The 12,979-nt window shown below is 38.5% G+C and carries 11 protein-coding genes; all 11 read right to left on the bottom strand.

What is annotated here, in order from left to right; translation table 11 throughout:
* Positions 1-48 precede the first annotated feature (48 nt).
* The 11 genes from infC to ACYIB7_RS06850 all read right to left on the bottom strand — a co-directional run bounded on the left by infC (position 49) and on the right by ACYIB7_RS06850 (position 12,965).
* Entirely contained in the window at positions 49-690 is a 642-nt protein-coding gene (infC, locus tag ACYIB7_RS06900) for a translation initiation factor IF-3 (protein WP_103983087.1), read from the bottom strand.
* A 41-nt stretch (positions 691-731) separates the two neighbouring features.
* Positions 732-2,681 carry a threonine--tRNA ligase gene (gene thrS / locus ACYIB7_RS06895; protein WP_103983086.1) on the bottom strand — a complete coding sequence of 650 codons (1,950 nt, stop codon included), beginning with the start codon at positions 2,679-2,681 and terminating at the stop codon, positions 732-734.
* Positions 2,682-2,732: 51 nt separating this feature from the next.
* On the bottom strand, positions 2,733-4,856 hold the full coding sequence (locus ACYIB7_RS06890) for a tetratricopeptide repeat protein (protein ID WP_103983085.1): 2,124 nt from the start codon (positions 4,854-4,856) through the stop codon (positions 2,733-2,735).
* Between the two features lie 146 nt (positions 4,857-5,002).
* Positions 5,003-5,332 (bottom strand): acyl-CoA carboxylase biotin carboxyl carrier protein subunit, encoded by a 330-nt coding sequence (locus ACYIB7_RS06885; RefSeq protein ID WP_099462904.1) that lies wholly within the window; start codon positions 5,330-5,332, stop codon positions 5,003-5,005.
* Positions 5,333-5,344: 12 nt separating this feature from the next.
* Positions 5,345-6,892: an acyl-CoA carboxylase subunit beta gene (locus ACYIB7_RS06880; protein WP_099462905.1), complete on the bottom strand. Its 1,548-nt coding sequence runs from the start codon at positions 6,890-6,892 to the stop codon at positions 5,345-5,347.
* Between the two features lie 10 nt (positions 6,893-6,902).
* Entirely contained in the window at positions 6,903-7,460 is a 558-nt protein-coding gene (def, locus tag ACYIB7_RS06875) for a peptide deformylase (protein WP_099462906.1), read from the bottom strand.
* Positions 7,457-7,882, bottom strand: a complete 426-nt coding sequence (ruvX, locus tag ACYIB7_RS06870; RefSeq protein WP_103983084.1) for a Holliday junction resolvase RuvX — start codon at positions 7,880-7,882, stop codon at positions 7,457-7,459. Before ruvX ends, def begins: the two co-directional genes overlap by 4 nt.
* A gap of 69 nt (positions 7,883-7,951) precedes the next feature.
* Positions 7,952-9,349: an undecaprenyl-phosphate glucose phosphotransferase gene (locus ACYIB7_RS06865; RefSeq protein WP_103983083.1), complete on the bottom strand. Its 1,398-nt coding sequence runs from the start codon at positions 9,347-9,349 to the stop codon at positions 7,952-7,954.
* Positions 9,350-9,447: 98 nt separating this feature from the next.
* On the bottom strand, positions 9,448-10,593 hold the full coding sequence (locus ACYIB7_RS06860) for an OmpA family protein (protein ID WP_103983082.1): 1,146 nt from the start codon (positions 10,591-10,593) through the stop codon (positions 9,448-9,450).
* A 112-nt stretch (positions 10,594-10,705) separates the two neighbouring features.
* The gene (gene gmd, locus ACYIB7_RS06855) at positions 10,706-11,857 is read right to left on the bottom strand and encodes a GDP-mannose 4,6-dehydratase (RefSeq protein WP_103983081.1); all 1,152 of its coding nucleotides are present in this window, start codon (positions 11,855-11,857) and stop codon (positions 10,706-10,708) included.
* 34 nt (positions 11,858-11,891) lie between these two features.
* Entirely contained in the window at positions 11,892-12,965 is a 1,074-nt protein-coding gene (locus ACYIB7_RS06850) for a GDP-L-fucose synthase family protein (RefSeq protein WP_103983080.1), read from the bottom strand.
* Positions 12,966-12,979: the final 14 nt, after the last annotated feature.

Raw genomic sequence — 12,979 nt, 5'->3', positions numbered from 1 at the left:
CCAATTATATTTAATTATTAAACTTGACTGCCTTTAATCGGCAGATTATTAATCTTCTTTTTCTTCTTTACCGCTGGCAGAATCAGTCTGCGGTTTAGGAGATACTACAACTTTCTTAACTACCGGCTTAGATATCTCCACCTTTTTAGGAGACGGGACACTATTTGCAGCCTTCTTTGGAGTAAGCATGATAATCATTCGCTTTCCTTCCAACACAGGCAATTGCTCCACTTTTCCATACTCTTCCAAATCGTTTGCAAAACGAAGTAACAATACTTCTCCTTGCTCCTTAAAAAGAATAGAACGGCCTTTAAAGAACACATACGCCTTCACCTTTGAGCCTTCTTCCAAGAAACCTTTAGCATGTTTCAATTTAAAGTTATAATCATGATCGTCAGTCTGAGGTCCGAAACGAATCTCCTTTACAACGACCTTAACAGACTTAGCTTTCTGCTCTTTCTGACGTTTTTTCTGTTGATAGAGGAATTTCTGATAATCAATCACTCTACAAACGGGGGGCGCAGCATTTGGTGAAATTTCAACCAGGTCTAATCCTTGGTCTTCAGCCATCTTTAGAGCCTGAGATGTTGGATATACTCCCTGTTCTACATTATCACCTACTAAACGAACTTCACGAACACGAATACGTTCGTTAATTCTATACTGTTCTTTCTGATTGTCATTCTTCATTCAAAAATGATTTATTCTCCTCGTTATTAGTTATTTAATCTTTACTTTTTTTGCCAGCGATTCATCATATCCTCTACCTCGCCATTTAAAAGCGCTGCAAAGGTAGTAATTTTCATCGAACCTTTATCACCTTCGCCCTGTTTTCTTACAGAAACTTCATTATTTTCCGCTTCCTTCTCTCCGACGATAAGCATGTAAGGAATTCGCTTCAATTCATTATCACGAATTTTACGACCTATTTTTTCGTTTCTATCATCTACAAGAACACGAATATCTTGTTCTTCCAGCTGACGGGCAATACTCCATGCATACTCATTGAATTTTTCACTGATAGGCATAATACATACCTGATCAGGAGTAAGCCACAACGGGAACTTTCCACCTGTATGTTCGATCAATACAGCCACAAAACGTTCCATTGATCCAAATGGTGCACGATGAATCATTACCGGACGATGCTTCTTATTGTCTTCACCGGTGTATTCCAATTCGAAACGTTCCGGTAAATTATAATCAACCTGAATTGTACCCAACTGCCAACGACGGCCAATAGCATCTTTCACCATAAAATCCAATTTCGGACCATAGAAAGCAGCCTCACCATACTCTATCTTTGCTTTCAAGCCTTTTTCCTGACATGCTTCGATAATAGCAGTCTCTGCTTTTTCCCAATTTTCTTCGGAACCGATATATTTCTCACGGTTTACTTTATCCCGCAAAGAAATCTGAGCTTCAAAATTTTCGAAATCCAACGCTTTAAAAATAATGAAAATAATATCCATTACTTTCAGGAATTCATCTTTTAACTGATCAGGACGGCAGAACAAGTGAGCATCATCTTGCGTAAAACCACGTACCCTGGTTAAACCATGCAATTCGCCACTTTGTTCATAACGATAAACCGTACCAAACTCTGCAAAACGCAAAGGCAGGTCTTTATATGAGCGCGGGAATGATTTATAAATTTCACAATGATGAGGGCAGTTCATCGGTTTTAACAAGAACTCTTCACCTTCTTGCGGAGTATGTATCGGCTGGAAAGAATCTTTGCCGTACTTGGCATAATGGCCTGAAGTTACATAAAGTTGTTTTCCTCCGATATGTGGAGTCATTACTTGTTGGTAACCATATTTCTTTTGAATACGTTTCAGGAAATCTTCCAATTTCAAACGCAATTGCGTACCACGTGGCAACCATAACGGAAGCCCTGCTCCTACTGCTGTAGAGAAAGTAAACAATTCCAGTTCTTTACCGATTTTACGATGATCCCGTTTCTTGGCTTCTTCCATCAATGCCAGATATTCATCCAACATTTTTTTCTTTGGGAAAGTAATACCATACAAACGAACCAGCTGTTTACGCTTCTCATCACCACGCCAATATGCACCGGCAACACTCAGAATCTTAACAGCTTTCAAATAAGATGTATTCGGCAAGTGCGGACCACGACACAAATCAGTGAATGCACCTTGTGTATAGGTTGTAATCCTACCATCTTCCAATTCACTGATAAGTTCCGTTTTATACTCTTCGCCCCTATCACCAAACATTTTCAAAGCATCCGCCTTGGAAATGTCCTGACGTTTGATTTCTTCTTTTCTGGCAACCAACTCCTGCATTTTTGCTTCGATAGCAGGAAAATCGCCTTCTTTAATAACTGCTTCACCCGGATCTACATCATAGTAGAATCCATTTTCGATAGCCGGTCCTATACCGAATTTAATGCCCGGATACAATTCCTGTAATGCTTCTGCCATCAAGTGTGCACTGGAATGCCAGAATGCATGTTTACCTTCTTCGTCTTCCCACTTGAAAAGCTTAACTGAGGCGTCTTGAGAAATGGGGCGGTTTAAATCCCATATTTCACCGTTTACACCTGCAGCCAGAACATCCTGAGCCAGACGAGGACTGATGCTTTCTGCTATCTGCATTGCAGTCGTTCCTTCGGCATATTCTTTTACAGAATTATCCGGAAATGTAATCTTTATCATAATCTGTTTACTAAAATTCTTTTACTAATCTGCAAAGGTAGTATTCTTTTTTTAATTATTGCTCATCATACGTTTAATTATACTGTATGCATTAATGATTCCGAGCTCTCCCGCCTTACTCAAATCAGCAACACCCCGATTAGCGTCTCCTAACGACAAACGGGCAAGCCCACGGTTAAAATAAGCCTCGGCAAATTCAGGATCTCTTTGAATCGCTTCAGTATAATCCTGAATAGCTGCACGGAAATCACGTTGGACACAACGCAAATTGCCCCGGTTAAAGTAAGCATATACAAATTCAGGATTCAACTTAATTACCATGTCATAATCACGCATTATCATCTCATGCTCATAAGCCCGTTTATTATCTTTCAACATGGCTGTCGATGCATCCGTGTTATTATTTTGAAGCTGCGTTTTTTTCCCCACATTAAAACTCATACTCATTGTCGAAAAATCATCATCCGATGAAGCAGACTGCGATTGGTTATAGTCCAGTTGTTTATAACGTACTACAGCCCGGTTAAAATAAGCCATCGCGAAAGAAGGATCCAATTCAACAACTTTATCATAATCTTTAATTGCTTCTGTAAAGTCCTGTACCAACATAAAATCCAAAGCTCGCCCCAAAAAAGCATTAGGGTCTATTGGATTCTGAGCGATCTTAGCCGAATATTCATCTATCGACGCAAAATGCTGGGCGATCTGATCTTCATTTAGAGCTGCTTCTTCATTAGTTAAACGAAGTTTACGCTGCAAAATCATTTTTTTGTTAAATTCTTCCAGTTTTTTATCATAATAGACTAGCTTTTTAACTGGATCGGGTTTCTCATAATATGTCAACACAAACTGCGGCTCCAAATCTACACGGACATTCCGATCCTGTACACGGCCACGCACTTCGCTCTGATATTTACTCTTACGCTCTTGTTCTTTATCGTAAACAACAAGACGATTGAATTTATCAATATTCTTATCAGACTGCTCACGTGTATTTTCCTTCTTTCCGCCATTGTTACTATTCGTCTTAGAATTGGAAGATGCATCTGCTGTTGCCGTGCCGGTTTTGCCTTCTTCCCGTTCTTTCTTCATTTTTTGTTCCAACTCGTAAGCCGTCCAGTTATCACGATCGGCACCAGCAAAATCACGCATCTTGCGTTTTGCTTCCGCACGATTATAATATCCCGGCAAGAAGTTAGGATATTGCCTTATAACAAAATCAAAATCATTAACAGCTCCGGCATAATCGCCTGTTTCCACACGCAATAAAGCCCGGTTATAATAAGCCATGTAGTTATCCGGTTCTTCTTCTATAACAACATCGAAGTCTTCAATAGCGCGATTATTATCTCCAACCTGAAAACGTAATAAACCCCGGTTAAATCGAGCTATCAGGTTACGTTTATCCATACTGATAACTTGATCGTAATCGGCCATAGCTCCACGCAAATCATTCAACTGATAACGCACAAGGCCACGGTTAATATAATAGCCTCCTTCACGAGTGTCCAAACGAATAGCTTCATTCAAATCAGTCAAGGCTTTTTTCAGATCATTTGTCTGATAATATAATATTGCTCGATTTCCATAAGCAGGAGCATAGTACGGGTCCATCTCTATTGCTTTGTTATAATCGGCCAAAGCTTTTACGCTATCTCCTTTTTCAAGATACATTGCTCCACGGGTAAGATAATTCATGGAATACTTCGGATGAGCTTCCATCAATACTTTAAACACCTTTTCCGCCCCATCATAGTCCTTCTTTTGTATATACGCAACCGCTTCATTCACGAGCATCTGCCGATCTTCACGTTTAAACTCAAGCCCTTTCTGATAGTCTGCAATTGCTTCATCATACTTTTCCTGACTTTGGCGGGCGATTCCACGTGCATAATATGCCTGAACTAAAAACGGATTGCGCTGAAGACATAAAGAACAATCTTCTTCTGCTCCTTTATAATCATCCAAATTGATCTTTGCTACAGCACGATAAAAATAGGGTTCAGCCAACCAGGGTTTTGCCTTAATTACCTGATTAAAATACTGTATAGATAAAACATAATCTTCAAAATATAATGCGTTTCGCCCGATTGCTAACACTCGATCCGTATTAATCTGTGCACACAACGAAAATGTACATATTTGTATTATTAAACAGAGTATTGCCTTTTTCATTCTAAATTAATTGTATAGGTGAAAGACGATTCACCCGAATAGGAGGCAAAAATAAGTAATTTATCTTATTCACACTCCATCTTAATAATAAAAAACTCCCGTACAACATATAGTTACACGGGAGTCTGCTTTATTACCTTATTATTTTATTTAGGTTCTATCTTTACCATCAAATGATTCTTTCCAATCTTTTCTCCCTCCTGAACACCGATCTCTGCAATTACACCTGAAACAGGAGCTACTACACGATTCAGCATTTTCATCGCTTGATGAATAAGCAATAATTGACCGGCTTCTACTGTTTCTCCTTCTTTCACTTCAATCTTAATAATAGTTCCGGGTAAATTAGAAATCACATCACCAAGAAACGGCTTGTGCCATACCTGGCGGTTCTTGTACTTCTCGGTAAGCAACGTTTTATATTTACGTGCTGTTACGATGAAGTCTACAAATTCTTTGTCTTCTTTATTTTCCATACCTATAACTAATTAGAACGGAGGCAAACCATGCTTTTTAGCCGGACGATATTCTTCTTTCTGGACAGAAAGTTTCAACGCATGCAACAACAATGAACGTGTTTCTTTTGGCTCGATTACAGAATCAATAAATCCTTTAGATGCTGCAACAAACGGATTTGCAAACTTCTCAATATACTCTTTTACTTTAGCCTGACGCATTGCATGCTGATCTTCGGCTTCCATGATTTCCTTACGGAAAATAATATTAGCCGCACCTTCCGGTCCCATAACTGCAATTTCAGCACTTGGCCAAGCAAACATAAAGTCTGCACCTAAATGACGGGAGTTCATAGCAATATAACCACCGCCATAAGCTTTACGCAAAATAACTGTAATCTTAGGAACAGTAGCTTCAGAATATGCATACAACACCTTTGCCCCGTGACGAATTACACCTGCATGTTCCTGATCTACACCAGGTAAATAACCCGGCATATCTTCCAATGTAATAATAGGTATATTGAATGAATCGCAGAAACGGATGAAACGTGCAGCCTTGTCTGCACTGTCACAATCCAATACACCTGCTAGATACATAGGCTGATTAGCTACGAATCCAACTGTTTCACCACCCATACGCCCAAAGCCAATCACAATGTTTGCTGCCCATAATTCCTGGATTTCAAGAAAATCCGAATCATCAACAATACATTTGATAACATCACGTACATCATACGGCTGTTTCGGGTCTGCAGGAACAACCTGTTCAATATTCAACATAGCAGATGGCTCTTTCGGCTCTACAGCTTTTGCACGCTCCTGGTTGTTCCAAGGAATAAAGCTGACCAAACGTTTCACCTGCTCAAAACATTCCTGTTCACTCATTGCGTAGAAATGAGCATTACCCGTAATTTCTGCATGTACACGGGCTCCTCCCAAATCTTCCATTGAGATATCTTCTCCCAAAACGGTTTTGATTACATTCGGACCTGTAATAAACATCTTGGAAATGTTTTCCACTACAAAAACGAAGTCTGTCAACGCCGGAGAATAAACAGCGCCCCCCGCACAAGGTCCCAATATCAATGAAAGCTGCGGAATTACTCCCGAAGCAATTGTATTACGATAGAATATTTCACCATATCCAGCCAAAGCTCCAACACCTTCCTGAATACGTGCACCACCCGAGTCATTAATGCCAATAATCGGACATTTCATCTTTAGTGCATGATCCATGATCTTTGTAATTTTACGGGCGTGCTGCAAACCTAATGAACCTCCGGCAACTGTAAAATCCTGCGCATAGATACAAACAGGAGCACCAAAAATCGTACCAGTACCGGTAACAACACCGTCACCAGGCAGATCCTTCTTTTCCATACCAAAGTCACGACCATCGTGCTTTACAAACAAATCGTACTCGTGGAAAGAATTCTTATCCAACAAAGAGAGAATACGGTCACGGGCAGTTAATTTACCCATTGCGATCTGCTTTTCGATAGCAGCCTCACCTCCACCCATCTCAACGACGGCTTTCTTTTCCCTCAGGGTCTGAATGTTTTTACTTAAATCTGTCATATTTATTTTTTTACTTACCTACAGCCTTAATGCGATATGAGCAGCGGGCTGTCCCTTTTATTATATTATTTAGTTTGCCTTTATTCAATTGACGGCGAATTGCCGAAATATTATCTATAAAAACATGTCCGGTCAGATGCTCACATTCATGTTGCACCACACGTGCTGCAAAATCTTCAACAACTTCATCATGTTCTTCCCAATTCTCATCAAAATATTTTACACGGATTTTTTTTGAACGGGATACTTTTTCATGTATTCCGGGAAGACTGAGGCAACCTTCTTCCATCGCAACTTCTTCTTCGCTACGTTCTACAATCTCGGGGTTAATCATTGCACGTTTAAACCCTTTACATTCAGGACAATCATCACCCAACACATCGGCATCTATCACTAATACGCGTATTGACAGTCCTACTTGCGGGGCGGCCAAACCTACACCATCCGCATTATACATGGTTTCATACATGTTTGCCACCAGTTGCTTTAATTCGGGATACTCTTTTGATATGTTCTCAGCCTCTTTCCGCAATACGGGCTGGCCATATAAATATACAGGTAAAATCATAAATTATTATATTTTTTACTTTCCAAATATGCTTGCAGGATAATTACCGCACTAATCTCATCTACCAGACCTTTTTCCTGCCGCTTCTTCTTCTTTAAACCACCTTCAAGCATAGCTTGATGAGCCATTACAGACGTAAAGCGTTCATCATAATATTCTACCGGGATATCAGGGATTGTTCGTTTAAGATGAGTCACAAAAGCCTGGATATATTTCATATTTTCGGACAACTCATTATTCATTTGCTTCGGAAGACCTACAACAAAAAGATCGACAGATTCACGCGAAATATATTCCGACAGATACTTCACAAGCTCTCCGCTTGGAACCGTAGTAAGACCATTTGCAATCATTTGCAATGTATCTGTAACTGCCAAACCGGTACGTTTCCGACCGTAATCTATTGCAATTATTCTTCCCATCGGCTGCAAAGATAGCACAATTATAATTACAGATTACACAAATTCGGAAAAAGTGTGCAACCTATATCATCAATAAGCATTCTTCTCTCCTTTGAACATATTTAAAATTGTTACGACTATAATTTTCAAGTCCAGGAAAAAAGTCCAGTTTTCGATATACCAAACGTCTCTTTTAACACGGCCTTCCATTTGTTCAAGTGTTTTGGTTTCTCCTCGATAGCCAGTCACCTGAGCCCAACCGGTCACACCCGGTTTTACCAAATGTCTAACCATGTATTTATCTATAAGTGCAGAATATTGTTCCGTATGTCTCAACATATGTGGACGTGGTCCGACAACCGACATTTCTCCTTTTATTACATTAATAAACTGGGGAAATTCGTCCAGATTTGTCTTTCGTAAAATATCGCCAATACGTGTTTTACGAGGATCATCTTTCACAGCTTGCAATGTATCGGCTTCCCGGTTTACTTTCATTGTCCGGAATTTATAACACTCAAATTCCTGACCGTATAATCCGGTTCTTTTTTGTTTAAACAAAACAGGACCGGGCGAACTCATTTTGATTAAAACACCTATTACAACATATAATACAGGATATATAGTAACCAATATAATAAAAGAAAAAACAACATCAAAAGAGCGCTTCAATGCTCTGTTATAAGCGGCTTGCAATGGTTCTCTACGTACTGTCAGCAATGGAATAGACTCCATCACTTCCATCACCAGGCTCTTCTTTATATTTCTGTAAAATTCCGGAACAATATAAAAACGAACCATATGCTTTTCCGCAAAGTTCAGTATCCTTAATATCTTCTCATCATTCGTTCCAGGCAACGTACAGTAAATCTCGTCAACATCATGAGCTAAAACGTAATTTTCCACCTCATTCGTCATTCCCAAGTAATTGGGTAATGCACTTTTCAATGATAAATTATCATCAAAAAACCCCATTACACTAAAACCATAAGAAAGATCATCTTTCATTACGCGATAAAGTTCCATTCCATTTTTTCCTGCACCAACGATAATAATCTTCTTAAAGTTATATCCTTTCTTACGGTAGATTTTCAATGATACGCGTACAATAACGCGCCATAGTGAAAATATAACTATCGCAGAAAAATAATAAACAAATAAAAAGGTCGCTAAGATATCACCAACATTTAAGAAAATGAGACAGGTTGCAAACAGAAATATCAAGAAAGTAACCAACACAAATGCCCGTTGCACAATTTTATCAATATAAACAACAGGCATGTGCAACTGCATCGGCACAAAATACAAAGAAAAGAAGTAACAGAAATTCAACAACAAAAGAATTTCCCTGAAATTATGAGCTATAGCATTTGTATAATGTTCACCCAATATATAAAATACCAACACAAAAAGGGCATTCAGAACAATTAAATCCCCTACTCCGACCAGCCATTGAATCAGATAGCTATGTTTTTTATTTAGTTCCATACAAACTTGCTAAAATCTCACAAAAGTAATCAATATTTTCGAGCAAAAAAAAGGCCACACGGATTGTGTAGCCTTTTTGTCATATAATTTCTGACAAATTAATTATTTGCACTCATAATAACAACACGGTTCCAGTTATTTACACCATAAGGCTGAACATCAGAGCCTCTCCATTCAATGGAAATCTGTTCAGATGGTATACCGTATTTATCGATCAATTCTTTAGCAACGGCTTTAGCACGTTTTTCTGAAAGGCTCATATTGTATTTAGAAGTACCGGTATCTTTATCTGCATAACCAATGACTTTAATCGGAGTCTTGTTATTCTTCATAAATTCAGCAGTATTGTAAATATTGATCTGTTGGTTCTTGTCAATCTTGGCACTGTTCAGACGGAAATAAACTATATTGTCTACATAGTTATTTACAACCTCAGTTACCACTTCTTCACATTCAGGACAAGAAACCGGGCGTTTGCTCAATTCATCATTAGCTGCACGCAAAGAGTTGATCTGATTATTCAAGTCATTCAACAAGTTATAATCCATCGGCTGAAGAACTTCAAAATCTGTCTTACCTAACTTGAATGTCAAACCGGCACTTACCTGGGCAATACCGTCAGACAAATGATTCATTTCAACACGGTTAAATTGTTCGTTCAACAAAGAACCCTGTGCTTCAATGTTAATATCTACACGTTTGCTAACACGGAATGCCATCAAAATACCTGCATTTAAAGAAGGAGATTCTGATCTTGCAAATTCAGCAGCTTCTGTTGTTTTGAAACGCTGGGCATAACCAAAACCGACCCAAGGAATAAAATGGAACACTCTTGATTCATTATAAACACCCCAGAAATTAGTTACATCCCACAACAAATCCACATGACCTGCTACATATTTATTATGCTGCATAAGTTGGGCATTGTCACCTACAAATCCGTGAAGAATACCACCGTTGAACTGAGTACGGAATGCCAAATACGGATTAAACCATTTACCAAAAGAAAATTGAGGTGCAAAATTCAAACGGTTCCCAAAATCAGCTTTGTTGTTCTGGTCTCCCAACAAAATGCTAGCACCACCAGCAACAGAAATAAACCAATTATCTCTCGCTCTGTTCTTTTTAAAATTTGTTTTATAGCCTTTCTCAGTACTGAAACCTACCTGAGGTTGAAATTCCTGCGCGGAGACAGAAAATACAAATCCTGATAATAAAGCTAAAAGTAAAATCTTAGTCTTCATATTTATAACATTTAAATTAAACAATCAATTCACCTAAAAAAAACGTTTAAAGACAACGCAAAATTAACTCATTTTTCAATTATAACAAATAAAAGTTGTATTTTGTTTTCTGCTACTCAAAATAATTCAAAATTTTATATCCCCCTTCTCTCAGGTAGGATTCTTTCTTCATCAATTTCACATCAGATAACACCATATCCTCTATTAATGTTTTAAGAGAATACTGGGGTTCCCATCCCAAACGTTCACGTGCTTTAGTCGCATCGCCAATTAAAAGCTCAACTTCCGTAGGACGGAAATACTGAGGATCAACCCCCACAACTTCCTCCCCTATACGTTTATTAGCATTTTCAAAATAAACTTCACCTACTTTTTCTTTAAATATTTTTTCATTTATAGAACGCAAAACGGCAACTTCATTAACACCTTCACCATGGAAACTTACCTCCATGCCAACTTCTTCGAAAGTCATTTTTATAAAATCCCGGATTGTCGTTGTAATACCCGTTGCAATTACGTAATCAGAAGGTTCATCCTGTTGTAAAATGGCATACATGGCACGAACATAATCTTTGGCATGCCCCCAGTCCCGTTTAGATGACAAGTTTCCCATATAAACTTTCTCTTGCATATTCAAGGCAATACGGGATATTGCGCGTGTCACTTTACGAGTCACAAATGTTTCTCCGCGTAATGGTGATTCATGATTAAACAAAATACCATTTGATGCATGCATTTTATAAGCTTCACGATAGTTAACAGTAATCCAGTAACCATAAAGCTTAGCTACTGCATAAGGACTTCTCGGATAAAACGGAGTTGTTTCTTTCTGAGGAACTTCCTGTACCAAACCATACAATTCCGAGGTCGAAGCCTGGTATATACGTGTTTTAGGAATCAAATTCAGCAAACGCACTGCTTCCAATATACGCAACACGCCTAATCCGTCAGCATTGGCTGTATATTCCGGGGTATCAAAACTGACCTTTACATGGCTCATAGCTGCCAGATTATAAATCTCATCCGGTTGAACTTCCCCTATTATACGGGTAAGGTTCAAGCTGTCTGTCAAATCACCGTAATGCAATATAAGATTACGGTTTTCAATATGCGGATCCTGGTATAAATGGTCTATCCTATCCGTATTAAACATAGACGAACGGCGTTTGATACCGTGCACCGTATAGCCCTTCTTTATTAAATACTCAGCCAGATAAGCACCATCTTGTCCTGTTATTCCTGTAATTAACGCAACTTTATTCATATTTTATTTCAAATTATCATTCACCAACCATTAATTATAAATTCTCCAGATACCATTTATATAAACGCTCAACGCCTTCATTTATTTCGACTGAATGGTGCCAACCCAGAGAATGCAGCTTCGTTACATCCGTCAGCTTTCGGAGCGTGCCATCCGGTTTTGAGGAATTAAACTTTAAATCGCCCTTATACCCGATCTTTTCTTTAATTAATGTAGCAACATCTTTTATACTAAGTTCAATACCGGTACCTATATTTATATGGGTATTACGGACTTCGCCTTCTTTCTGGCGGACATCTGCAAAATCTATATGTTCCATTATATAAACTGAAGCATCGGCCATTTCTTCACTCCATAAAAACTCACGCAAAGGTTTCCCCGTTCCCCACAGTTCAACTTCACCCTCCCGTATTCCATATTTATCCAAAACGGCAATTATTTCATTTTCCGATGCAGAACCGGAAATCGTTTCTACCGGGCGAAAATCCAAATCCTTCCGGATGAAATCAAAATTTCTCTCGAACAAACATTTTCCGAGATGTATTTTACGAATCATTGCAGGAAGCACATGTGAAGTCTCCAAATTAAAATTATCATTAGGGCCGTATAAATTTGTCGGCATAACGGCAATATAATTCGTACCATATTGCAAATTATAGCTCTCACACATTTTAATACCTGCAATTTTTGCAATAGCATAAGGCTCATTTGTATATTCCAATGGAGAAGTCAGCAAACAATCTTCAGGCATCGGCTGAGGAGCTTCACAAGGATATATACATGTACTTCCTAAAAACAAGAGTTTCTTAACTCCATTTTTATAAGATGCATGTATAACATTATTCTGAATCATCAAATTAATGTAAATAAAATCTGCACGATAACGGCTATTTGCCATTATACCTCCGACATGCGCTGCCGATAAAAATACATATTCAGGTTTTTCCGCTTCAAAAAAAGCATTAACAGCTTGTTGGTCTGTCAGATCTAATTCTGTATGTGTACGAAAGACAAAATTAGTATATCCTTTGTCCTGAAGATTCTTTAATATAGCCGATCCGACTAATCCACGATGGCCGGCTACAAATATTTTACTCTCTTTATTCATCTCTGATTCAAATT

This window comes from Parabacteroides sp. KHUB-03 (genome assembly GCF_056640975.1).
Note: the sequence above shows the minus strand (reverse complement) of the source record. Positions and strands in the feature narration are given on the sequence as shown.